Here is a 22430-nt window from a genome sequence, read left to right as displayed (position 1 = left end):
CCTTAAAACTAGAATAAGATGGCTCACAAAAAAGGAGTAGGTAGTTCTAAGAACGGTAGAGAATCAGAATCTAAACGTCTAGGTGTTAAGATATTTGGTGGTCAGGCTGCTGTTGCCGGTAACATCATCGTTAGACAACGTGGAAACACACATCACCCAGGTGAGAATGTTTACGGTGGTAAAGATCATACCCTTCACGCTAAAGTGGACGGTATCGTTAAGTTTACCAAAAAGAAAGACAACAAATCTTACGTTTCTATAGTGCCTAGCGCAGAAGCTTAATTAAGAGTTTGTTTATCATTAAAAAGCGTCTATCTCATTTGAGGTAGACGCTTTTTTTATTTACAGCTTTTTAAACTTGAGATAATCTCTGAGTAATATGGGCGGGCTATATTGTTGATTTTATGTGTAGCCTTTGAACCCATTACGATTTTTTGCATATTCTGTTGTGAGTATCTGTTTAGTACTGACCCGGCCGGTGTTTGCCCAGGCTAGTGCAGATTCTTACACGTTTCAGGCATTTAATGATTCTTTATTTTATTCCTATAAAACACAGCTGGACCGTGCTCTGCAGGACGGAAATGCAGATAGTATCTATGCTAAACAGTATCAGCTGGCAGAGTTTTATAAAAACGCCCAGATTTATACGCAGGCTGTGGAGCATTACAAGCTTGCTTCCGAAGAAAAAACTCAACATAGCGAGTTGTATTCGGCAACTATCAATATCAGTTTGGGCGAAATCTACATCGCGCTGTATAACTATTCTAAAGCCCGGTATTATCTAAACCGAAGTTTAGATTTTTCGGTAAAAACCAAAAACTTAAGAATTAAAGCCAAAAGTTTACAACTCATAGGGGCCTGCTGGGAAAAGCAGGAGAATCCTCATAAAGCCTTGGCGTTTCAGCGCCAAAGTCTTGCGGTTTATGAAACTTTAAAGGATGCTGTGGGCGAGGCATCGGTAAATGAAAGTATAGGCAGTGTTTACGAGGATTTGGGGGATTTTAAAAAGGCCTATCTGTATTTTGAAAAAGCCTATGTGTATTTTAAAGCAGTCGGAGATGAGCGACAGGTTAATGCCCTAAACAACCTGTCTGATATTTACCGGAAAACAGGAGATTATTCTACGGCACTAACTAAAACCTACCAGGCTCTGAACCTGGCACAGAACTATGCCAATACACATCAAATCACCAGTGCATATAAGGATTTATCAAAAACCTATGCTTTAATCGGGGATTTTGAAAATGCCCACCGGTTTTTACTTAAGTATGAGAAGCTTAAGGAAGATCAGTTTTACTCTCAGAATTTCAGCCAGCTCAATGCCTTACAAACTATTTTTGATACCCGCGAGAATGAGGCTCAAATAGCCTTACTGCAAGAGCAAAACAAAACTTCTAAAGCCCGGTTATTGGCCTTGTCTTTATTGGTTTTTACACTTATAGCTTCGGGCATCATAGTGTTCTATTTAAAGAAAAAGAAGCGTCAGGCTGCTTTAGATCTTCAGCTTTATAAACAGCGGGCTCTGGAAGCCGAACTCGAGACCCGGGCAGAGAAAGCACGCAATCTGGAAAGTGAGATTCAGCTTAAGACCGCAACCTTATCAAAATACAGTTTAACCATTGCTCAAAAGAATAAGGTGATCGAAGACGTATCGGGTACCTTGCAAAAGTTGAGTTCGCGTAAGCGCATGGACCTCCCTGCTAAAATCAATGAAATTGCACAGGATCTGGAAGTGCATTTGAAAGAGGATAACGAGTGGGATCAGTTTATGCTGCTTTTTGAAGAGATACATCCCGGGTTTGTCACCAATTTAAATGAGAAATCCCTTCAAAAACTCACCGCAACAGAGCTGCGCTTATGTCTGCTTTTACGTTTGAATCTTTCTTCAAAAGAGATCGCCTCTATCCTAAGAATTACTCCAGACAGCGTACGGGTCGCCCGGTATCGTTTACGCAAGAAACTTCCTATTGAAACACAGGAAGAGCTCGCCGGTTTTATGTTGAATTTATAAAAGAGGCCTGTTCTTTTCACAAAGGTTAAGGCTGTGTAAAATTTAGGTAATTGTTGCCTTGATGTAGCCCTCTAAAATCCTGAATCTTTACAATTTGTTAGACTTTAATTTAGCCCGTCTTTAAAGGGCTCCGGTAAATTTGGTGCAAACAAAACATCAAAAAAATGAAATTAATTACCAGTTTAAAGTTGCTTATTGTAACGCTGCTTTTTACCTTAAATTATTCCGGATTATCTGCACAGGAGGGCATTATTCAGGGAGTAATAACAGATGAATACGGCATCAACGTTCCCGGTGCCGCAATCATGATAAAGAACCTTAATAAAGGTGCTGTTTCTAATCAGGACGGAAAATTCACCTTTGTGGAAATACCGGAAGGCAACCATACCCTTACTATTAAGTATCTTGGTTTTTCAGATACCAATAAAGAAATAACCGTAACAGCGGGAAAGACTACCTCAGTTTCTATTTTATTGGCTTCGGAAGAAACAGAACTTGACGATGTACAACTTGTAGGGTTTAGTGCGGGTGGTCAGGCCAGAGCATTAAATACGCAGAAAAACAATGTAAACATCACCAATGTTGTTTCTACAGATCAAATTGGGAAATTTCCGGATGCTAATATTGGTGACGCGACTAAGCGTATTCCCGGGATCACGATGCAGGTTGATCAGGGCGAAGCCCGTAACATTATCGTTAGAGGTCTTGCTCCACAATTAAACTCGGTGACCTTAAACGGAAGCCGTATCCCTTCAGCAGAAGGAGATAACCGTAATGTGCAGATGGACCTTATTCCTTCTGATATGATCCAGACCATTGAGGTGAATAAGGCCGTAACCCCTGATATGGATGCCGATGCCTTAGGGGGTTCGGTAAATCTGGTGACGCGCTCTACTCCGCAAAGTTTCAGACTTTCGGCCACAGGTGGCTCGGGAATCAATTTTATCACCGATAAACGTATTTGGAGCGGATCGTTTCTAGTAGGTGACCGCACCAGGGATAAAAAATTTGGCTGGATGGTTTCAGCCTCTATAAATGATAATGATTTTGGCAGTGATAATGTAGAAGCTGAATGGTCTGATACTTTTTCATACACCAATGCAGATGGCGAGGAAGTGGAAGAAGCTGTAAATCCCTATGCCAGTGTTTATGAAAACCGCAAGTATTTGGTGCAACGTGTAAGACGCAGTTTTTCCGCCAATTTTGATTACAATTTCGATGAAAACAACGAGGTTTACCTGAAAACCATGTACAACTGGCGGGACGACCGTGAAAATCGCTTCGCTTATTCAAGCGAGGTATTAGATGCTGAAGACATTCTGCAAGGCGATTTTGATATGGTAAACAATACACCTTCCCGTTTTCCGGTAGAAGTAAAGCGGGAGACTAAAGGAGGTATCCCCGGTGGTCGAACTCAGAACAGACGCCTTGAAGATCAACGGATGCAGAATTACAGTTTAGGTGGGAATCACCTTTTTGGAAACCTGAAATTCACCTGGATGGGTTCTTATGCCAAGGCGTCAGAAGAGCGGCCTAACGAGCGTTATCTGGTGTATGCTACAGAATGTGAAATTAACAACGAAATCAACGATACACGTAAGCCTATTCATACACCCGTAGCTGCAGAAGATTTTTCAGAATTTGAATTAGATGAATTGACTGAAGAATATCAGTTTACCGAAGAAAAGGATGTGAATTTCTTTGCAAATTTTGAGCTTCCTGCAGATTTCTTTACCCATGGTGATGGCACCGTAAAGTTTGGGGTGCGTGGCCGTTTTAAAAATAAAAACAGAGCCAATAATTTCTTCGAATATACACCGCTTAACGCTGCGTTAGACAACCTGGCAATGGTAGATCAGCGTAGTTATAATGACAATGATTTTTTGGCGGGAGCTAAATATAAGCCGGGAGTTTTTGCGTCACCAGAGTTTCTGGGCAGCCTTAACCTGAATGATAATGCGGCATTTGAAGGCGAAGCAGTACCCGATGAGTATCTGGGTGACAATTTTGACGTAACCGAAAATGTCTATGCAGGTTATGTGATGACCAATCAAAAACTGTCAGATAAACTGAGTGTTATTGCGGGGCTTCGTGTCGAAAATACGCGTATTGAAAGTACCGGTAACAGCTTTGACGTTGATGAACCCGAAGCATTTACGCAGATCAATGATGAGAGTACGTATACCAATGTTTTACCCGGTGTACATTTTAAGTATAATGCTTCAGAAAATACGGTATTGCGTTTTGCCTGGACTAACACATTGGCAAGGCCTAATTACATCGACCTGGTGCCGTACAGGCAGCGTGAAGATGATGAGGTTTCTGTTGGTAACCCGCAGTTGAATCCTACCACTTCGATGAATTTTGATTTTATGGCTGAGAGATACTTCAGTTCTGTTGGGATTCTTTCGGGAGGGGTGTTTTACAAAGATTTGAATGATTTTATTTACACCAGTGTTTCAGAAGAAGAAACCACGGGTTATGAATTATATAAGCCGCTAAATGGGGATAAAGCACGCATCTTTGGCGCAGAATTAGCCTTTCAGCGTCAGCTTGATTTCCTTCCCGGCTTCCTTAAAAACTTCGGTATTTATGCTAACTACACCTATCTAAATTCTGAAGCTAAAGGTATTGCTAACGAAGACGGCGATATGCGCGGTGATCTGGAACTGCCGGGTTCTTCACCTAATATGTTTAACGCATCACTTTCGTATGCAGATAAGGTGTTTAGTGCTCGTCTTTCGGCAAACTATTCTGATGCCTATATAGATGAATTAGGCGGTAATGCCTTTGAAGATCGTTTTTATGACGAGCAGTTTTTCCTGGATTTTAACGCGACCGTTTTCATATCCAGAAACCTTCAGGTTTATGCCAATTTAAACAACATTACAAACCAGCCATTGCGTTATTATCAGGGAGTGAAAAACCTTACCATGCAAATGGAATACTACAGCACACGTTTGACCTTTGGTATAAAATATGATTTATTCTAGATGAAAAAATTTAAGTATATCGCTGCATGCAGCACAGTAATTATTTTAGTTTCCTGCGGAAGTAAAAAGTCGCAATTGACCGAAATTAAACCGGATATTATTACCGAACACGTAAACTATGATACCGATGATCCTGCGATCTGGATTAATGCACAAGATGCTTCGGCCAGCATTGTTTTTGGTACAGATAAGGATACAGACGGGGGAGTTTTCGCCTTTGATTTGGAAGGAAAGATCATTCCCGAAAAATCGATTACAAATATTGAGCGTCCCAATAATGTCGATTTGCGATATGGTTTTCCTTTAACCGATTCTACCGAAACAGACATCATTGCCTTTACCGAGCGGGAACGGAAAATGCTACGCATCTACTCAGTGCCCGATATGAAAGCATTGGACGGCGGGGGCTTTCCGGTTTTTGACGATGATAGCAATGAAGCATTTCAATACCCAATGGGGGTGAGCCTTTATAAATCTCCAATTGATGGAGCGTTTTATGCAATAGTGGGGCGCAAAACAGGTCCTTTGGAGAATTACCTCTACCAATATAAAATTACTTCAAAAGCAGACAGCCTTGTAGGATTTGACCTTGTGCGTAAGTTTGGAAGCTTTAGTGGTAAGAAAGAAATAGAGGCTATTGCTGTTGATGATGCTCTGGGCTATGTTTACTATTCTGACGAAGGGGATAGCGTAAAAAAATATTATGCAGAACCTTCTAAAGGGAATGAGCAACTGGCAGCTTTTGGTCAGGAGGATTTTTTAGAAGACATTGAAGGGATTGCGATTGCATCTTACCCTGATGGTAGTGGGATGATTATCGTTTCAGACCAGCAGCGTGGGCAGTTTAATCTTTACGATCGTAAGACTAACGCATTTATTAAGGCTTTAAACCTTACAACTACCGAAACAGATGGTTGTGAGGTGGTTACTGTTCCTTTAAATGGAACGTTTAAAAACGGTTTGTTTGTCGCGATGAATGATGATGGTACTTTTTATTATTACGATTTGGGTAAACTGAAATAAACGTTCTTCAAAATTAGTGACCAATAAAAAAACCCGCCAGGACTCTGGCGGGTTTTATAATTTAAAAAGGCTTTAGACTATAGTCCGGGATAGCTTCCGGTAATGATGTCGATAAGGTCAACAATTGCCCAGATACCTAAACCTCCAAAAGTGAGGATAAATAAAATGTTCCATCCTATTGGACTTTTAAGATACCAGCGGTGAGCAGCAAAAGGCCATAAGAAAACCCATAGTAAAAGGGCTGTCATTTGGCTATCTAGTGCATAAGCAGCAGGGCTTACCAGTTCGTCAGCAGCTTCATCTTCGTTTGCAACAAGAGTAGTTGTTTCTGCTGCTGCACGGCGCTCTACAGGGAATCCTGCAAATGCCGGAATGCTTACCATAAGTAGTAAAGCAAAAAGAAAAGTAATTCTTAAGTTCATAGTTAATGTATTAAATTAGTTTCCTAAAAGTACGAGTAAAAAGTATGATTCTTAAAAATAAATTTTCCTTTTTCTTAATTTTTCTCTTTTCATCGATTAGCCTGTTTGCTCAAAGCTATGACTACCTGGGGGTTATAAAACTAAATGATTCGTCCTTCATCAGTTACCGGCTTACCTTTGAAAAGGTAAACGATTCCATCAAAGGATATTCATTAACCGATTACACGGGTAAACACGAGACAAAATCGAATATTAAAGGCTATTACGACGAAAAAAATAGTCGCCTTACATTTTCAGAATACGATATTGTGTACACCAAGTCTCCGGTGGTGCAAAAGGATTTTTGCTTTGTTCATTTTGAAGGAAAGGTGCGCAATTTAGACCGTACCGGTGCTTTTAGCGGTGCATTTAAAGGAAAGTATGCCGATGGGACTAAATGTCTGAATGGCGAAATTTTACTCAACGATCAGGGTAAAATCGCTGAGCGTCTGGTAAAAATAGATCGCAAGATTCAGCGTACCGGCCGAATCGCAGACTCCGTAAAACAGAAAGTGAGCGTGGGCCGAGTGCTTGATACCATAAGCCGAAACATAATTGCTAAAAACGAAAACCTGAATATTTACACGCGGGATCAAAAGATCAAGCTCGTGATTTATGATGCCGGAAAGGAAGACGGAGATCAGGTTAATTTATTTATTGATGATAAACCCGTTTTGGAAAATTATACGGTTTTACACGACAAAAAAATACTGGAAGTTCGTCTGGCAAAACCTCAGACGGTTATTCGTGTTGAGGCGGTGAGTGAAGGTACTTCTGCACCTAATACGGTGCGTCTTGAAGTAGAAGATACACCCAACTTCGTTCGTACCATAACAAACCTTAAAAAGGGCGAAAAAGCGCAGATGACTCTGGTGAAAAAATAAACCCCCGCATCACTGCGAGGGTTTTATCTAATATCTAAAGTTTAAAATCTCAGATCTTAAACTAGTATCTGTAGTATTCCGGCTTATATGGCCCTTCAACTTCAACGCCAATATAATCGGCTTGCTCTTCATTAAGTTTGGTCAATTCTACACCTATTTTCTCTAAGTGTAAAGCAGCAACTTTTTCATCTAAATGCTTAGGAAGCATATAAACTTCGTTTTGATAATTGTCGCTGTTTTTCCACAACTCAATCTGTGCTAAAGTCTGGTTTGTAAAAGAGTTACTCATTACAAAACTGGGGTGACCGGTTGCGCAACCTAAGTTTACCAAACGTCCTTCCGCCAGCAAAATAATGTCTTTACCGTCAATGGTATATTTATCTACCTGAGGCTTGATTTCATCTTTGGTGTCACCATAATTTTCGTTTAACCAGGCAACCTGAATCTCGTTATCAAAGTGGCCGATGTTACATACTATGGTTTTGTCTTTCATAGCTTTAAAGTGCTCCCCGCGTACGATATCTTTATTACCGGTTGTGGTAATCACGATATCTGCATTGGCAACAACGGTTTCCAGTCTTTTAACTTCAAAACCGTCCATAGCAGCCTGTAGGGCACAAATAGGATCAATCTCGGTAACGGTAACTATAGAACCAGCACCTTTAAAAGAAGCAGCGGTACCTTTACCAACATCCCCGTAACCGCATACTACTACGCGCTTACCGGCAAGCATCACATCTGTTGCGCGACGCACGGCATCAACAGCACTCTCGCGACAACCAAATTTATTGTCAAATTTAGACTTGGTTACACTGTCATTAACGTTGATGGCAGGCATAGGAAGTGTGCCTTTTTTCATACGCTCGTACAGACGGTGAACTCCGGTTGTGGTTTCTTCAGAAAGGCCTTTTATACCGGGGCCTAATTCCGGATATTGATCAAGCACCATATTGGTTAAATCGCCACCGTCGTCAAGAATCATATTCAGCGGCTTGCGGTCTTCTCCAAAAAACAGGGTTTGTTCAATACACCAGTTAAATTCTTCTTCGTTCATTCCTTTCCACGCATAAACCGGGATGCCTGCTGCTGCGATCGCTGCTGCGGCATGATCCTGTGTAGAAAAAATATTACAGGAGCTCCAGGTAACGTCAGCTCCTAAAGCAACCAAGGTTTCAATCAAAACTGCGGTTTGAATGGTCATATGCAAACAACCGGCAATACGAGCTCCTTTCAGAGGCTGCTCTGCTCCGTATTCTTCACGTAAAGCCATAAGGCCCGGCATCTCTGCTTCGGCCAATTCAATTTCTTTTCTTCCCCAGGCGGCCAAAGAAATATCTCTGACTTTATAAGGAACGTACTGCACTGTTTTCGTTGACATAGTCTTATATTTACAATTCTTATTTTTTGCAAAAATACGTAATATCCGCTACTTAACGTGCCACTTTTCAAAACAATAACGCCAAATCCCACTACCTCGATTTACATCTGGAAGGTAGAAGAGCCTCTTGAAGATTTGGAACAAAATGTAAATCTGACTTCGCATTGCAGAGCTCGTTTAGAGAGTATGAAATCGGAGTTGCACCGAAGGGGATTCCTTAGCATCAGACACCTGTTGCACGAGGCGGGCTATACCGATCAGGATTTGTACTACACCGATAATGGGAAACCCCATCTTCGGGACGGCAAATACATCTCGATCACCCACTCCTATAATTTTACGGCGATAATCGTCAGCGACGATACCGAAGTGGGTATTGATATCGAAATGCAGCGCGATAAAATTCTGCGTATCGCCTCACGCTTTACGCCGCTTAAGGAATACCACACGTTGGCCAATGAGGATGCTTTGATACGAAAGCTTACGATTGTTTGGGGTGCCAAAGAATCGTTGTATAAAATTTATGGGGTTAAGGGTATCAGTTTTCTGAAGCATATCTATGTGGAAGATTTCGATTTTGAGGATTCAAAAACCACGGCAAGTATTAGTTACGAAGGCAATAAAAGCAATTATGCGATCGATTTCCTGGAGTTTGAAGGTTTTACCTGCGTTTACGCCCTGGCGCTATGATCAGCAATTTTACGCATAGCGGAAGTGTTATCTACTCACAACTGGAGCGGGCAGCAGCACTCGGGCAGCCTTGCTTTGCGATTCTTTTTGATCCTGAAGAACTAAGGCTTCAGGATCTGGAAAAGCAGATTGAAGCGCTTCCTGATCACACCACACACCTTTTTGTAGGCGGAAGCACGGCAACCGCAGCACAAACACAGCTTGCGGTACGGGAGCTTAAAAAACATTCCGGTTTGCCTGTGGTTCTTTTTCCGGGGGATCACAATCAGATAACCGCCGAAGCAGATGCGCTTCTTTTTTTGAGTTTGATTTCGGGTGAAAACCCCGAGTATCTCATTCGGCAACAAATCAAATCGGTCGATAAGCTGAAAAATTCAGCCTTAGAAATCATTCCCACCGGCTATATCCTGATTGACGGAGGTACTGAGACCGCAGTGCAGCGGGTGAGCAAAACGCAACCGCTCACGCAGGATAATCCTGGTCATATTGTAGCCGTTGCGCTTGCAGGGCAATACTCCGGTAAAAAATTAATTTATCTCGAAGCCGGAAGCGGAGCAAAAACTCCCGTTTCTGCCGAAATTATAAAAGCAGTGAAGGAAGCGATCCATATTCCACTTATTGTAGGCGGTGGGATTAGAACCCGGGAACAGCTGGAACGTGCATATTCCGCCGGGGCAGACCTTGTTGTCGTAGGCACCGCCTTTGAAAACGGAAATTTTAGAATTTAAGCTATGGCTGAAACACTCGATTTCCTGTTTGGGCAGTACTCCGATTATGAGACGTCTTCCATTGTACTGGAACTAATAGGTGTTATTTTCGGTTTGCTTTCAGTATGGTTTTCAAAGCAAAATAATATTTGGGTGTATCCTACTGGGATGATCAGCACCGCTATTTTCGTGTATTTACTGGCTAAATGGGGTTTACTGGGTGATATGATGATCAACGCCTATTATTTTTCGATGAGTGTTTACGGCTGGTACATCTGGACGCGCAAGGTAGATGCAGAGCACGTGACGCCCATTACATCAACCACTGCCAAAGAGCATCAGATTTCAGCAATCCTATTTATCGCCACTATCGTTTTTGTCTTTATCGTGTATACGGCTTTTGATAAGTGGAATGACTGGACGGCTTATGTAGATACGTTTACCACAGCAATTTTCTTTGTAGGAATGTGGCTTATGGCGCGCCGCAAGCTTGAGAACTGGATCTATTGGATACTTGGAGATGTAATTTCGGTACCGCTGTATTTTTACAAAGGTTTCACATTTACCAGTTTACAATATCTTATTTTTACTGGGCTTGCTATTTACGGCTATATCTCTTGGAAAAAATACCTCAACAAAAACCCGGTAATTGCTTAAAAGTCGTACTCTTCGGTCCGGAGAGTACCGGCAAGACTACGCTTTCCCAAAAACTTTCAGAACACTACAACGGCACCTGGGTACCCGAATTTGCACGCGAGTACCTTCAGCAAAAATGGGATGAGCAGCAAAAAATTTGCGAGCCTCATGATATTTTCCCCATTGCTGCCGGACAAATGAAATTGGAAAACACCGCTGTTAATTCTGAAGAAAAAATAGTATTTTGTGATACAGACCTCTTGGAAACAATGGTTTACAGTGAGGCCTATTTTGACGGTTGGTGTGATGAGCGCGTGCGGGAGGCCGCTTTGACTTCCAGATATGATCTGTATATTCTTACTTATATAGATGTGCCCTGGCAGGCAGATGATCTAAGAGATCGACCCGGCCAGCGTGAAGAGATGTTCAGGCTTTTTGAACAGGCGTTAATTCAACACAACCGGCCCTATATGCTCGTTAAAGGCAATCTGGAGGAGCGCATCAAACAAATTACCAATCAACTAAACACCAGACTAAATTGAACTTTACAGACCAGGAAATCAACGAAATTAAAAATCATGGGTTGACGCTCGATCAGGTCAAATCACAGATTGAACTATTTGTAAACGGAGTGCCCAACGTTAAGCTTGTCGCGCCCGCAACCGTTTCTGATGGTATTTTTAAACTTTCAAACGATGAGGAGTTACAATACCTTGACGCTTATGAACGTAAAAAGCAAGAACTCGATTTATTGAAATTCACTCCGGCATCTGGCGCAGCCAGCCGAATGTTTAAAAAAATCTATCAGTTTCTCGAAGAATACAATCCCGAAAAAGAACCTATTGATGCATTTTTAGAGCGCACAGGTGATAAACATATGCAGGCTTTTTTTGATGGCTACGAAAACTTTCCGTTTTACCATCATATTATGGATAAGCTTGATAAATCGGCTCTGGAGGATGAGAATGCCAAAAAATATGCTTTTATCAAAACCATGATGGCATCAGATGGTGAAGATTACGGCAGTTTGCCCAAAGGTTTAATACCCTTTCACTATTACGGTTGTTATAAGGCAACTGCTTTTGAAGAGCACTTGCACGAGGCAGCGGCCTATGCGGCTAAAAACGATCACGCATCCCTGCATTTTACGGTTTCTCCGGAGCACGAAGAAGCTTTCAGGAAGGAATACGATACCATTCATGCTTCGGTAAGCAATACCACGGGGGTGAATTTTGACGTAAGTTATTCGTTTCAGAAACCGGAAACCGATACCGTTGCGGTTACGATGGATAATAAATTGTACCGTCAGGAAAACGGTAAATTATTATTTAGACCGGGCGGTCATGGGGCGCTTATTGAAAATCTCAACGATGTGGATGCCGATTTGATTTTTATCAAAAACATTGATAATGTTTTGGTACAGGATCAGATTCACGCTTTGGCACGCTCCAAGCGTATTTTGGCCGGTTTACTGCTTAAAAAGCAGGAGCAGGTTTTTAAATATGCAGCACTTTTAGACGAAGACAGCATCACCGATGCCCAGCTTGATGAATTGGTCGCATTTTTAAAAGAAGATTTTAGTACGCGTATTGATGATGCCTATATGAGTTTTTCGAAGAGCGAAAAGAAAGCGTATTTAGCCGAATTGCTTGATCGTCCTATTCGCGTTTGCGGAATGGTTAAGAATGAAGGTGAGCCCGGCGGCGGACCGTTTTGGGTGGAAGATGAAAGCGGAAAAGTAGCCCTTCAGATTATTGAAAGCGCTCAGGTGAATGAAAAGGATGCAGATCAGCAGGAAATTTTCAAACAGTCTACCCATTTCAATCCGGTTGATATTGTTGCCGGGGTGCGCAATTACAAGGGCGAAAAATACAACCTGCTCGACTACGTAAATCCCGATCTGGCTTTTATCGCTTATAAAACCGATGGCAGTAACGAGATTAAAGCCCTCGAACTTCCGGGATTGTGGAATGGCGCAATGGCCCGCTGGAACACCTTGTTTGTTGAAGTACCTCTGGAAACTTTCAACCCGGTTAAAACGGTGAATGATCTTTTAAAACCGGCTCACCAGGCGCAGTCTTAATGAATAAGGAAATCCTGCAATCTGAATGTGAGTTTAAAGCGGTGCGCAGTAGTGGTCCCGGAGGCCAGCACGTGAATAAGACATCTACAAAGGTCATGCTACACTGGGATCTTGAAGCTTCGGCTGTTTTTACAGAGGAGCAAAAAGAGCGATTAGGTCAACGTTTGGCTTCCAAACTCACTACAGAGAACCAGTTGGTATTGTCCTACGATCAAAGCCGAAGTCAGCATAAAAACAAGGAAGAAGTTTTTAAAAATTTGGTCCAGTTGCTTGAGAAAGCTTTGGTAATACCCAAAAAACGAAAAAAGACCCGGCCTACTTTGGCGTCCAAAAAGCGTAGGCTCGAATCTAAAAAGCAAAACGCCCAGAAAAAGGCAAACCGTAAACCGCCTGATTTATCCCCGTCTTTTAAAAACATATCTTAAGAGAAACACTAAAAAAAGGGCTTCAAGCTAGTAAAAATAAGGCTTCACAGCGTTTTAGGCGATTTTTTAAAAACCTATCTTAACTAAATTATACCGCTATTTAGCGATATTATACCGTTATTTTAAATAGCTGCATATCGCTATAAAGTGTTTATACCGTTATTTTCTTCTGTAAAGTAGTGATTAAACGCCATTTAAAAGGAGATTAAACCGCGTTTTAGACGTCTTCGCCCAGTTCTTTGAGCAATTTGTTTACTGGCGTACCTAAAACCGCATAAAGCGTTGTGCGGCTAATAAAAAATTGTGGGTAGATGTACTTGCGATATACTACAGCTGTTGGTATATCTTCTGTTTTGTGTTCTAGGTAAACGTCTAAAATCTTTTTGTAGCGTAGTAATTTGTTACGTTCTGTACCTTTTTTTTTCTCATCGTAATTCATAGAACAAATCTATATAAAATTACGTGTCATTTTGATATTTAAGTGTCATTTTATTACGGTAGACTTACTATTTAGGTTACTTTTTGTTATTAAACCTTGGTGAAGACTTATAATATTCATTCCATCCATCGTAACCCATACCCACTGTATTGAAGAGATCAATATAAATAGCTTGAAGACAGGCGTCTATGAGTTTTTTTAGTTTGTAGACAAATTTAGGGTTCTGCTGAAAACCATTTGATTCCTTTAAAAACTGTTGTTTGAGTGATTCTAAATTATTATTTGCACTGATAGTGTCATAAATAAGAGGCTCAGCTTTCAGTTTTTTGTCTTTGCGGAATTTATCGATCAATATTTTTGCTACCTCAATTTTATCTATCGCGTGAAGTATGTAACCTGATTCCGCGTGAAAGTCTAAATTCTCCCATACATCGAATTCATTAGGAATCACCTGATCTATATCAAGATCACTCAAAACCCCAGTTAAATCACGACTTAACAAGTGTTCGATAGAAACCCCGAATTTCTCAGATATCTTAATGGCCATATCGCCAGACATATTGTTTTTCCCTAACTCAACCTGACCTATTGCACTTCTACTAACCCCTAGAGCCTCTCCAAATTCCTCTTGAGAAAGTTTATTCTTTTTTCTTATTGCTCTGAAAATTTCACGGTACTCACTCATAACATAATTATTGATTTAGTTAGTCTATCAAAAAATAATTTCATTTTTAGGTATTTAAATATCAATTATTGATATATTTGTGTCATAATTAATCGGTAACTGATATGCAAATAAACGAAAAATTGAAGGAAGTCTATGCTAATCTTCCAAGAGGCTCAAAAAAATTAATTGTTGAGGAAAGCGGTTTATCTCATAAAACAGTTTACAACTTTTTAAACGGTGAGGACTGCTCGTTTAAAACCTTTATTCAAATGAATAAAGCGATTATTAAGGTTAGGAAGAAAATTCAGGCTTCAATAGAAGAGTGTGAGAACAATCTAAATGGTTAGTATGATAGGTTTTGTTTCTCATCATGTACTTGAAGAATTAGGAATGTCCGAAGGCTTTGTTCTAAAAGCTTTATCGGAGTTCCGCACTGGTAAGTCAAACTCGTGGGAAAACATTCCAAACCCAAACGGAAAAGGTTATTTGGTTAATCTTGATAGCGTACCGCCAAGAAGTCGGAAGAAATACAATATACCAACTTCAAATGAGTATGCTAAAAAACAATACCTAGAGCAACAAGAAGCACTAGAAAAAGCCCTACAAGAAGCTGAGAAAGATAAGCTTTTTAGGTTTGACAAAGAGCGACAGTCATTAGTAGAGGCTTACAATACCCAATGGTTTAAATATTTAGAAACTTACCGTGAGTGGTACGCCCACAATCCTAAACGTTGTGAAGAGCTTGCGGCTCAATCTGCCAAAGATCATGCGTTTTGGGTTAGAATGCTCGAAATTACAGGAACAAAGTACAAAGCCTTTAGAGGTAAGGTTTCTGTAGGTTTTGACCACTATTTAGACGTTAGAACACGCGTAACACTAACTACTAATACTGATAGCCTTGTTCACTTTAGAAAGCGTTTAAAAGACCTCAGAGAGGCTAGAGAGTATAGCGATCAAAGTTTTATAGAAATGATTGCTATAAAGAATACAAAGCAGAACAATCACCGCCAGAAAACAGACGAATTTCACAAGGCTTTAGCGCTTTCTATATTGAGTCATCCTAAAGTTTACGCTTACCGTGTTGCTACAGATTTAATAAATCACCACTGTTTACAGGAGGGCAAACCTACAGTTACTGAAAGTTGGGTTAAAAGCTTAATGAGTAAGGATAAGAAGTTTAAAACCCTTGTAAATCAACATAGATACGGTGCGAAACATTTTGACGATTGGTTATTACCACACGCTGTTAGAAAATTACCTACATACCCGGGTAATGTGTGGATGATAGACGGTACTCCTGTGCAGTTTTTCTGTTGGAATGAGAGCCGCACTAAGGTTATAAGGCTCTATTTATTTGCTGTTATAGACGTTTGCAGCCGTAAAATAGTAGGTTTTGATATTGCACATAGCGAAGACCGCTATAGCATTATGCAAGCTCTTAAAATGGCTGTAATGAGTGAGGGGCATCTACCTGCTGAGATCGTTTCAGACAACTTTTCTGCAAATAAGACCGAAGAAATTATAGAGCTAAAAGCTCAAATGGAAAAGCTATCTGTTTACTGGAGACATTCCAAAGTACGCAATGCAAAAGATAAATCTTACATAGAGCGGTTCTTTGGTGCATTTCAATCTGTAGAGTGTGCCTTATACGATGACTACATAGGTGAGGGTATAAAAAGCAAGCGTTTAAACGCTCGTCCTAATGATGATTTTTTAGCAGAAATAGCCAGAAAACGAACTGTTACCACTAAAGAAATGATGCATCGTATTTCTGTAATGATTGCAACCTATAACCAACGCTCACTAGGCGAAAAGAAAGCCCCTAGTACTGTTTACAGAGGTATGCCAAAGCCAAAAGCTGTAGAAATGGATGCAGTTAAAACAGCGCTTATGTTCTGGACTAAAACCAAGCATACTATAAAACGTGGTATGGTTAAGTTAAAATACCGCAAAACAGAATATTGCTACGAGATACACCAACATGAACTTAAAGCCACTTTGCAAGGGGTTAGGGTTGCAGTGCGCTATGATCCTAACGATCTAGATACGGTTATGCTGTTTGATTTGGAGCATGACACACCTATTTGTGAATGTCGTAAAGCCGTAGATATACACATGTCTGTAGCAGATAGAGACGAAAATGAAGAGCTTAAAACTGCCATAATTGAGGCTAAAAATAAGAGCTACAACAATTTCTTAAAAGAGCAAACCGAGGATATTATAGATAAGGGACTTAGGGCTATTAATAAAGATGAACTAGAAATTGCACACCCGTTAAGCCTAGATAAAAACACGGTTAACGCTGAGGAGACTAAACTCCATAATCTGTTTTTACAACAAAAGAATATAAGTAAAGATGATGAAGAGGAGCGCAATTTTAAACCTATCAAAGTCATCACCCGAAAAGGTGTTAACCCTGATGCACACGAGAGGTTATTACAAAAAAAAGAGCCCCTCAAATTAGGCTCTTTAAAAGTGGTTGGAAAGCCCAACCAAAAATGATATAAAAGTTACTCAAAACTATGAAAAAAACCGAATTACAACAAGAGATTCAAGACTTAGTTAGTCAATTTACTCAGAAAAAAGAAGTGAGCCAGAAGAAACTAGCCGAAATGATAGGTGTTAGTTCTGCTACCCTCTCTAATATTCAAAATAATGTTTGGGAGCGTGTAAACGATAGTATGCTGCACAAAATCAAAAGCTTTTTCAGGGCTAAAGATTGGGCTATAGTTGAAACAACAAACTTTTCAACCGTTCAAAACAAATGCGATGAAGCTCGTAACCGTCGCACAATGATAGGTATTATAGGTTACACAGGTGCAGGTAAAACAACCGCCTTAGTAAACTATTACGAGAGCCATTCTAACACGTTTATGGTCACTTGTACCCGTTCTATGAGGTCTAAGCAGTTCTTAAGCGAGATACTAAAATCAATGGGTATAAATTACTTAGCCTCAGACTTTGAAATGGTTAAATATATCATTGAAGAGTTCAATAAAAAAGAGGATTCCCTTTTGATTATCGATGAAGCCAGTAAGCTTTCCGCTAATTGCCTGATGTACATACAAGATATGCTGGACGGTATAGAGAACAATGCCGGAATCATTATAGCAGGTGTAGAATACCTCTTATTGAATATCAAAAAAGGCTCAGACAAAAACAAAATAGGAATGCCAGAATTCTACGGCCGTGTAGCTCAATGGCAACACTTAGTAGAGCCTAGTAAGCTTGAGATAAAAAGCATCTGTATGAATAACGGTGTAACCGATGAAGAAAGCATTCGAGCTATGTACAGGCTAGGCAATTTCAGATATGTACGCAATTCTATTCACAACTTAAAGTATTCAGAATGAAAACAACAACGCAATCGCAAGGTAATAAATCAAAGAAGGTAATAGCTAAAGATAAAGAGCTTCTAATGGATTTATTTGAAATCACTGAGGAAGATTGGCATGTAATGATCTGGGAGTATGGCAATCTTATGCTAGAACGCCATCACCCTAATAATATGTACTTGCTTAAACTGCCTCAGTTCTGGAACTGGTATCAAATGCACATAGGGGAGGTTGATAAATTGTTGGTGCATTTGATAAAATATGAAAAGGCAGTAGGTCATATAGATGACCGTGGTAAAAAAGATAAAAACTACTGCTTAGGCTTAATATATATCAGCGTTGTGAATGACTTAAGTATTAGCCGTAAAGAAATGATTTTTTTCAATAAACACTACCGTGAAATGTACGGAGAGCTACCCTCTAGAAAAACAAGAAGAAACGGTAAATAATAACCTTTTAAAACGCTTTTAAATTATGGAAAATAGAATCACAAAAATAAACATGGAAGCCTTAAAAGAGGTTAACTGTTTTTTTTCAAAAGAGCAAACACTTGACAAGCCTTTAACTACCGCTTTGGTTTCGTTTGATACACATCTTGAGAAAGCCAAAGCATTAAGAAGCATCATTAACGCCATTAAAGATCTTTCATTTATGGAGTTAAACGATTACGATAAAGTTGATATAGATGTAATCTACGGGCTTTCAAAAGTGGCTTCGCAAATGGTCACTTTAGAAGAATCTGAGTTTTTAGATGCTTTACTGGATGACCGATACAACAAAGGAGATTTTAGAGATATACATAACCTTAAATAATAACAATGAAGAAACACAGATTTTTAGTATCAGACGAGAGCCTAAACGATCACGGCTTTAAACTACTCACAAGCGGTATTGATCTTACCCAATTTGAGAGAAACCCTATTATGCTTTATATGCACGAACGCCCCACTATAATTGGACGTTGGGAAAACCTATCTGTAGAAAGTGATAAGCTTTACGCTGATGCCGTTTTTGATATGGATGACCCCAAAGCTAAGGAGATAGCAGGAAAGGTTGAGAGAGGCTTTCTAAAGAGCGCAAGCGTAGGTATAAAGTTTAATCCTGATGATAGAGCGGGCGATACTATAAAAAAATGCAAGCTTTATGAAATATCAATTGTTGATGTTGGCTCAAATCAAAATGCCTTACGCCTTTATAATGATGAAGAGTTAGCAGAACTAAGCCTAATACAATTAACGGCAACCAATACAGCAACAAATTTATTAAAGCTGTATCAGACCCCAGAACACTCCCAGATATTAAAACTAGTTCAAAACCTGAATTCTGAAAATATCAAACTCAAAGCTCAGATAGAAAAAGTAGAAAACCATCAAGAGGAAGAGGCTCATGAATTACTTGAACTACTGAGCGAACGTAAGAAGTTAGACCCAGTTACAAAAGAGCTTTACACAAAGCTATTTAAAGAGGATTTTAAAAAGGGTAAGGCTACTGTAATGAGTTTGTTAAATCTTAAAACCTTATCGCTTTTAGAACTCGTTGAGCAGCGTAAAATCACCAATTCTGGTAAGGATACTAGCACCAAGGCTAAAGCTGAATGGGATTTAGAAGACTACAGATTATACGCTCCTAAGGAACTAGAAAACAATCCCGTTTTATTTCAACAGCTCGTTGATAATCAATTTAAAAAATAATCTAAATTTTATATAAACATGAGTACACTAAACAAGCAAATCTGGACTAGCCAGATTATGAAACATTATTATCCCGAGGCATCATTTCTAAACTTTGCCCGAGACTTTAGCCCGATGGCTGAGTATGATATTATCAATATGGCTGATGCTGGATTTGATCCTGATGTATTGATAAACAATACAACCTACCCAATTGTGATAAAAGAGCGTGACGATACGCCTTTGTCTTTTGAGCTAGATTTATTTGAAACTGAGAATACCTTAGTGAGGCATCCAGATGAAGTAGAACGCAGTTACGATAAAATGGAAACGGTTCTTTATGGTCATAGAATGAGCCTGAGAAAGAAAACCTTTATGAAAGCTGCACACGCTTACGCCCCTAATGCTGATGGAATATTAACACCAGTCATCCCAACTACAGGAGCAGACAATGGAGAGGGAACAAAGCGTGTAACTGTTGAAAATATTCTATTGTTAAAACGCAAGTTTGACGATTTAGATGTCCCTTACGATATGCGTTATCTAGTTTTAGACCCTCATCACACTGAGGATTTAATTTTACACGATTTAAAAGCCTTTAAGGATATTACTGACTTTGTAAATGGTAAGCCAAAAAGATTTGCAGGTTTCAACATGTTAGAGTTCACTAAGAATCCTCTTTACAACGCTACCACTTTTCAGAAAAAGCCTTTTGGTTCTATAGCAGAAGAAACTGATACGTTTAGCTCTTTTGCTTTCTCTTCAGAAGAGGTTATGAAAGCAGACGGTACAGTTAAAATGTATGAGCGTCAAAACGATCCAGAGTTACGAGCTACGGTAGTAGGATTTGATAAGAGATTTATAGCTCTGCCAATACGTAATAAAGCAATAGGCGCAATAGTAGGCTCTAAGGTCTAAGATTCGCTAAACGTTCTTTAAAAGAAGTTTCTCAGGTCATTAAGCCGTCTATTTCTATAGACGGTTTTTTGCGTAATAAAGAAGCCGCTAAAATGTGTACTCACTTTAGCGGCTCTGGGGATGCGAAGTCAATAAATAACCATAGCACCAATCAATTTCAAAAATATAAATTAAAACTATGAATACAGATAACTTTAATAATTATTTGCCTAAGATTGTACAGGACTTATTTGTACAGGATGTCAATGATATAAGTCTTTCTCAAAGATCGTTTATATCGGCTGAAAATCAATATTTCCCTTTATATCTTGAAGCAATCATAATACCTCCCGGAGAGACAGAACCACGTAAAGTCAAATTTTTATTGCCTTATGAACCTATAGTTGATATTCAAGGCAAAAACACTATAATAAGGCGTAAACCTCGCAAAATTTCAAATAAGCCAGGAAAGGCACTTAACGGAACTATTAAAGAGCGTTGGAACCAAGATGATTATGAAATAAACATCAAAGGTATTTTAATGAGTTCTATAATGTATGGTAAGTATGAGGATTGCTTTCCTATATATGATTTTCAGCTGCTTGCAGTCTTTTTAAGAGAGGCACAGTCTTTAAGTGTGTATTCTCACCCCTTGAATGAATTGGGTATCTTAGAAATCGTTATTGAGGAGTTTAGTTTTCCTTTTACTAAAGGTGAGAATGTGCAAGCCTACGAGATTAAGGCTTACAGTAATAAGCCGTATAAGGTACTATTAGAGCTTCAAGATGATTAACTTAGCATTTTGTTAGCTAAGTTGTTTTCAGCAGCTTCAAGGCGTTCTATTTCGTTATTAGGTAGTTTAGAACGCCTTTTTAGTTCCTGCTCACGTTCCCACGCTGCAAATTCAAAGAATTTACCTAATACAGGTCTTCCCTCTTTATTAGCGTATGGATTAGCAGTCTTCATAAAGCAAATATACAAAAATGAGAGTTTGGATAATATATGTTTTTCACCACTTTTTAAACTCTCTTTTTATTTAGTTAAGATAGGTTTTTAAAAAACTAAAACTTTACTTTTAAAAATCGATTATAGATTTTTAGTTTTCAGATAAATGTTTTCTAAAAGTGTGGAAAAAATCCACACTTTTTTTGTGGAATATATGCTGTTCCACAGTTTCTGATTCTTCGCAGTATTTTTTAGTTATCTAGTATTCAAAACTTTATAGGATCAATAGGTCTGCTTCAGGTTTTGGTACAATCTTGTTATTATATCTCCCGAGTTTACGAATGAAACTCTTGAATAAAACAAATTACAATTCTATAAAATCTAAAAATTATGAAAAGTCTAGTTATGACCGCAGCTGCAGCAGCAACAATGCTATTTGCAACACAAAATATAAATGCTCAAAACGTTTCAGAAGATGTAGCGATGACCAAAACCGAAGTTCAGGCACCTGTACAACAGGATGGGTTTGAAAAGGTAGAAACTTCAGCTTTACCTGAAAAAGTAACTGCTGCAGTAGCGGCAGATAAGGCCGGGGCAACTGTTGATCAGGCGTTCTACAATGAGAAACTCAAAGTCTACAAACTCATGTTGCAGGCTGAAGGCGCTGAGATGGAAACAGCTTACATCAATGAAGAAGGTAAGTGGGTGAAAATTCAGAAAAAATAAATTTTAATCAAATTCAATAATCCGCACTACTCGTGCACAAAATACTTTAATTATGAAAAATCTGGTAATGACCGTAGCCGCAGCAGCAACTTTGCTTTTCGCTACACAGAATATAAATGCTCAGGAACAAACCGGTGGTGAGATGGCCGTAGCGAAAACACAGGTAGAAGCACCCGTTCAAAAATACACGCCTATTGAAGTTTCTGATCTGCCTGTTACAGTAACAGATGCGGTAAAAGAAGATAAGGCCGGTGCAACTGTGACTGAAGCCTGGGCAGATGCCGAAATGAAAACTTTTAAACTCACGCTTGAAAAAGAAGGAGCTGAAGCCGAAACAGCATACATCAATGCTGCCGGTGAATGGATTGAGCCCAAAGAGTAGGTTAAGTTTCCCATTTTTGAATTCTTAATTGTAGAATGGTTAATGATTCAAAAGGTAAGCCCCGATGCAAGTCGGGGC

The 22430-nt window shown here is 39.5% G+C and carries 26 protein-coding genes; 21 read left to right on the top strand and 5 right to left on the bottom strand.

Features of this window, described 5'->3' with window-relative positions; genetic code table 11:
* The first annotated feature begins 18 nt into the window (after positions 1 to 18).
* From rpmA to LLW17_RS03235, 4 genes are all read left to right on the top strand, one after another.
* Entirely contained in the window at positions 19 to 282 is a 264-nt protein-coding gene (gene rpmA / locus LLW17_RS03250) for a 50S ribosomal protein L27 (protein WP_165145304.1), read from the top strand.
* A 166-nt stretch (positions 283 to 448) separates the two neighbouring features.
* Entirely contained in the window at positions 449 to 2011 is a 1563-nt protein-coding gene (locus LLW17_RS03245) for a tetratricopeptide repeat protein (RefSeq protein ID WP_228228832.1), read from the top strand.
* A gap of 164 nt (positions 2012 to 2175) precedes the next feature.
* Positions 2176 to 5004, top strand: a complete 2829-nt coding sequence (locus LLW17_RS03240; protein WP_228228831.1) for a TonB-dependent receptor — start codon at positions 2176 to 2178, stop codon at positions 5002 to 5004.
* Positions 5005 to 6027 carry a phytase gene (locus LLW17_RS03235; protein ID WP_228228830.1) on the top strand — a complete coding sequence of 341 codons (1023 nt, stop codon included), beginning with the start codon at positions 5005 to 5007 and terminating at the stop codon, positions 6025 to 6027.
* A gap of 77 nt (positions 6028 to 6104) precedes the next feature.
* Here the strand turns inward: LLW17_RS03235 and LLW17_RS03230 are convergent, their stop codons facing one another.
* A complete protein-coding gene (locus LLW17_RS03230) occupies positions 6105 to 6449 on the bottom strand; it encodes a TM2 domain-containing protein (RefSeq protein ID WP_228228829.1) in 345 nt (114 codons plus the stop codon).
* Positions 6450 to 6493: 44 nt separating this feature from the next.
* Between LLW17_RS03230 and LLW17_RS03225 the strand changes: the two genes are divergently transcribed.
* Positions 6494 to 7372, top strand: coding sequence for a hypothetical protein (locus LLW17_RS03225; RefSeq protein ID WP_228228828.1), 879 nt, complete (start codon positions 6494 to 6496; stop codon positions 7370 to 7372).
* A gap of 61 nt (positions 7373 to 7433) precedes the next feature.
* Here LLW17_RS03225 and ahcY read toward each other — a convergent pair whose 3' ends face one another.
* Positions 7434 to 8750: an adenosylhomocysteinase gene (gene ahcY / locus LLW17_RS03220; RefSeq protein ID WP_228228827.1), complete on the bottom strand. Its 1317-nt coding sequence runs from the start codon at positions 8748 to 8750 to the stop codon at positions 7434 to 7436.
* A 57-nt stretch (positions 8751 to 8807) separates the two neighbouring features.
* Here ahcY and LLW17_RS03215 point away from each other — a divergent pair, with 57 nt between their 5' ends.
* Genes LLW17_RS03215 through arfB form a run of 6 tightly spaced genes read left to right on the top strand, consistent with a single transcriptional unit; the run spans position 8808 to position 13291 of the window.
* On the top strand, positions 8808 to 9440 hold the full coding sequence (locus tag LLW17_RS03215; protein WP_228228826.1) for a 4'-phosphopantetheinyl transferase family protein: 633 nt from the start codon (positions 8808 to 8810) through the stop codon (positions 9438 to 9440).
* Entirely contained in the window at positions 9437 to 10168 is a 732-nt protein-coding gene (locus tag LLW17_RS03210) for a phosphoglycerol geranylgeranyltransferase (RefSeq protein WP_228228825.1), read from the top strand. Before LLW17_RS03215 ends, LLW17_RS03210 begins: the two co-directional genes overlap by 4 nt.
* A gap of 3 nt (positions 10169 to 10171) precedes the next feature.
* Positions 10172 to 10804, top strand: a complete 633-nt coding sequence (pnuC, locus tag LLW17_RS03205) for a nicotinamide riboside transporter PnuC (protein ID WP_228228824.1) — start codon at positions 10172 to 10174, stop codon at positions 10802 to 10804.
* Complete coding sequence (locus LLW17_RS03200; protein WP_228228823.1) at positions 10765 to 11325, top strand: AAA family ATPase; 561 nt, start codon at positions 10765 to 10767, stop codon at positions 11323 to 11325. The genes pnuC and LLW17_RS03200 overlap by 40 nt, the downstream gene beginning before the upstream one ends.
* A complete protein-coding gene (locus LLW17_RS03195) occupies positions 11322 to 12866 on the top strand; it encodes a DUF4301 family protein (protein ID WP_228228822.1) in 1545 nt (514 codons plus the stop codon). The genes LLW17_RS03200 and LLW17_RS03195 overlap by 4 nt, the downstream gene beginning before the upstream one ends.
* Entirely contained in the window at positions 12866 to 13291 is a 426-nt protein-coding gene (gene arfB, locus LLW17_RS03190; protein WP_228228821.1) for an alternative ribosome rescue aminoacyl-tRNA hydrolase ArfB, read from the top strand. Before LLW17_RS03195 ends, arfB begins: the two co-directional genes overlap by 1 nt.
* Before the next feature lie 217 nt (positions 13292 to 13508).
* On the opposite strand, the gene LLW17_RS03185 is transcribed toward arfB, so the two are convergent.
* Both LLW17_RS03185 and LLW17_RS03180 read right to left on the bottom strand, forming a co-directional pair.
* Positions 13509 to 13730, bottom strand: a complete 222-nt coding sequence (locus LLW17_RS03185) for a hypothetical protein (protein ID WP_228228820.1) — start codon at positions 13728 to 13730, stop codon at positions 13509 to 13511.
* Positions 13731 to 13806: 76 nt separating this feature from the next.
* Positions 13807 to 14415, bottom strand: a complete 609-nt coding sequence (locus LLW17_RS03180) for a helix-turn-helix domain-containing protein (RefSeq protein ID WP_228228819.1) — start codon at positions 14413 to 14415, stop codon at positions 13807 to 13809.
* Positions 14416 to 14519: 104 nt separating this feature from the next.
* On the opposite strand from LLW17_RS03180, the gene LLW17_RS03175 reads away from it, so the two are divergent.
* The 8 genes from LLW17_RS03175 (at position 14520) to LLW17_RS03140 (ending at position 21092) form a co-directional block, all read left to right on the top strand.
* Positions 14520 to 14744, top strand: coding sequence for a hypothetical protein (locus LLW17_RS03175; RefSeq protein WP_228228818.1), 225 nt, complete (start codon positions 14520 to 14522; stop codon positions 14742 to 14744).
* A gap of 1 nt (position 14745) precedes the next feature.
* Positions 14746 to 16899, top strand: coding sequence for a TnsB C-terminal domain-containing protein (locus tag LLW17_RS03170; RefSeq protein WP_228228817.1), 2154 nt, complete (start codon positions 14746 to 14748; stop codon positions 16897 to 16899).
* Between the two features lie 20 nt (positions 16900 to 16919).
* On the top strand, positions 16920 to 17750 hold the full coding sequence (locus tag LLW17_RS03165) for an AAA family ATPase (protein WP_228228816.1): 831 nt from the start codon (positions 16920 to 16922) through the stop codon (positions 17748 to 17750).
* A complete protein-coding gene (locus tag LLW17_RS03160) occupies positions 17747 to 18181 on the top strand; it encodes a hypothetical protein (RefSeq protein WP_228228815.1) in 435 nt (144 codons plus the stop codon). The genes LLW17_RS03165 and LLW17_RS03160 overlap by 4 nt, the downstream gene beginning before the upstream one ends.
* Positions 18182 to 18206: 25 nt before the next feature.
* Complete coding sequence (locus LLW17_RS03155; RefSeq protein WP_228228814.1) at positions 18207 to 18545, top strand: hypothetical protein; 339 nt, start codon at positions 18207 to 18209, stop codon at positions 18543 to 18545.
* A gap of 5 nt (positions 18546 to 18550) precedes the next feature.
* Positions 18551 to 19423, top strand: a complete 873-nt coding sequence (locus tag LLW17_RS03150; protein WP_228228813.1) for an HK97 family phage prohead protease — start codon at positions 18551 to 18553, stop codon at positions 19421 to 19423.
* 18 nt (positions 19424 to 19441) lie between these two features.
* On the top strand, positions 19442 to 20320 hold the full coding sequence (locus tag LLW17_RS03145; RefSeq protein ID WP_228228812.1) for a hypothetical protein: 879 nt from the start codon (positions 19442 to 19444) through the stop codon (positions 20318 to 20320).
* 178 nt (positions 20321 to 20498) lie between these two features.
* Positions 20499 to 21092 carry a DUF6046 domain-containing protein gene (locus LLW17_RS03140; protein WP_228228811.1) on the top strand — a complete coding sequence of 198 codons (594 nt, stop codon included), beginning with the start codon at positions 20499 to 20501 and terminating at the stop codon, positions 21090 to 21092.
* Here LLW17_RS03140 and LLW17_RS03135 read toward each other — a convergent pair.
* Positions 21089 to 21265 carry a hypothetical protein gene (locus LLW17_RS03135; protein ID WP_228228810.1) on the bottom strand — a complete coding sequence of 59 codons (177 nt, stop codon included), beginning with the start codon at positions 21263 to 21265 and terminating at the stop codon, positions 21089 to 21091. The two genes, LLW17_RS03140 and LLW17_RS03135, sit on opposite strands and share 4 nt — an antisense overlap.
* A 369-nt stretch (positions 21266 to 21634) precedes the next feature.
* On the opposite strand from LLW17_RS03135, the gene LLW17_RS03130 reads away from it, so the two are divergent.
* Together LLW17_RS03130 and LLW17_RS03125 are read left to right on the top strand one after the other, a co-directional pair.
* Positions 21635 to 21970: a hypothetical protein gene (locus tag LLW17_RS03130; protein WP_228228809.1), complete on the top strand. Its 336-nt coding sequence runs from the start codon at positions 21635 to 21637 to the stop codon at positions 21968 to 21970.
* Between the two features lie 52 nt (positions 21971 to 22022).
* The gene (locus LLW17_RS03125) at positions 22023 to 22352 is read left to right on the top strand and encodes a hypothetical protein (RefSeq protein ID WP_228228808.1); all 330 of its coding nucleotides are present in this window, start codon (positions 22023 to 22025) and stop codon (positions 22350 to 22352) included.
* Positions 22353 to 22430 lie beyond the last annotated feature (78 nt).

This window comes from Leeuwenhoekiella parthenopeia (assembly GCF_020782115.1).
Lineage (GTDB): Bacteria > Bacteroidota > Bacteroidia > Flavobacteriales > Flavobacteriaceae > Leeuwenhoekiella > Leeuwenhoekiella parthenopeia.
Note: the sequence above shows the minus strand (reverse complement) of the source record. Positions and strands in the feature narration are given on the sequence as shown.

Coding starts and splice junctions, on each gene's coding strand:
- rpmA (WP_165145304.1), top strand. CDS start 19: ATGGCTCACAAAAAAGGAGTAGGTAGTTCTAAGAACGGTAGAGAATCA.
- LLW17_RS03240 (WP_228228831.1), top strand. CDS start 2,176: ATGAAATTAATTACCAGTTTAAAGTTGCTTATTGTAACGCTGCTTTTT.
- LLW17_RS03235 (WP_228228830.1), top strand. CDS start 5,005: ATGAAAAAATTTAAGTATATCGCTGCATGCAGCACAGTAATTATTTTA.
- LLW17_RS03230 (WP_228228829.1), bottom strand. CDS start 6,449: ATGAACTTAAGAATTACTTTTCTTTTTGCTTTACTACTTATGGTAAGC.
- LLW17_RS03225 (WP_228228828.1), top strand. CDS start 6,494: ATGATTCTTAAAAATAAATTTTCCTTTTTCTTAATTTTTCTCTTTTCA.
- ahcY (WP_228228827.1), bottom strand. CDS start 8,750: ATGTCAACGAAAACAGTGCAGTACGTTCCTTATAAAGTCAGAGATATT.
- LLW17_RS03210 (WP_228228825.1), top strand. CDS start 9,437: ATGATCAGCAATTTTACGCATAGCGGAAGTGTTATCTACTCACAACTG.
- pnuC (WP_228228824.1), top strand. CDS start 10,172: ATGGCTGAAACACTCGATTTCCTGTTTGGGCAGTACTCCGATTATGAG.
- arfB (WP_228228821.1), top strand. CDS start 12,866: ATGAATAAGGAAATCCTGCAATCTGAATGTGAGTTTAAAGCGGTGCGC.
- LLW17_RS03185 (WP_228228820.1), bottom strand. CDS start 13,730: ATGAATTACGATGAGAAAAAAAAAGGTACAGAACGTAACAAATTACTA.
- LLW17_RS03180 (WP_228228819.1), bottom strand. CDS start 14,415: ATGAGTGAGTACCGTGAAATTTTCAGAGCAATAAGAAAAAAGAATAAA.
- LLW17_RS03175 (WP_228228818.1), top strand. CDS start 14,520: ATGCAAATAAACGAAAAATTGAAGGAAGTCTATGCTAATCTTCCAAGA.
- LLW17_RS03170 (WP_228228817.1), top strand. CDS start 14,746: ATGATAGGTTTTGTTTCTCATCATGTACTTGAAGAATTAGGAATGTCC.
- LLW17_RS03165 (WP_228228816.1), top strand. CDS start 16,920: ATGAAAAAAACCGAATTACAACAAGAGATTCAAGACTTAGTTAGTCAA.
- LLW17_RS03160 (WP_228228815.1), top strand. CDS start 17,747: ATGAAAACAACAACGCAATCGCAAGGTAATAAATCAAAGAAGGTAATA.
- LLW17_RS03155 (WP_228228814.1), top strand. CDS start 18,207: ATGGAAAATAGAATCACAAAAATAAACATGGAAGCCTTAAAAGAGGTT.
- LLW17_RS03150 (WP_228228813.1), top strand. CDS start 18,551: ATGAAGAAACACAGATTTTTAGTATCAGACGAGAGCCTAAACGATCAC.
- LLW17_RS03145 (WP_228228812.1), top strand. CDS start 19,442: ATGAGTACACTAAACAAGCAAATCTGGACTAGCCAGATTATGAAACAT.
- LLW17_RS03140 (WP_228228811.1), top strand. CDS start 20,499: ATGAATACAGATAACTTTAATAATTATTTGCCTAAGATTGTACAGGAC.
- LLW17_RS03135 (WP_228228810.1), bottom strand. CDS start 21,265: ATGAAGACTGCTAATCCATACGCTAATAAAGAGGGAAGACCTGTATTA.
- LLW17_RS03130 (WP_228228809.1), top strand. CDS start 21,635: ATGAAAAGTCTAGTTATGACCGCAGCTGCAGCAGCAACAATGCTATTT.
- LLW17_RS03125 (WP_228228808.1), top strand. CDS start 22,023: ATGAAAAATCTGGTAATGACCGTAGCCGCAGCAGCAACTTTGCTTTTC.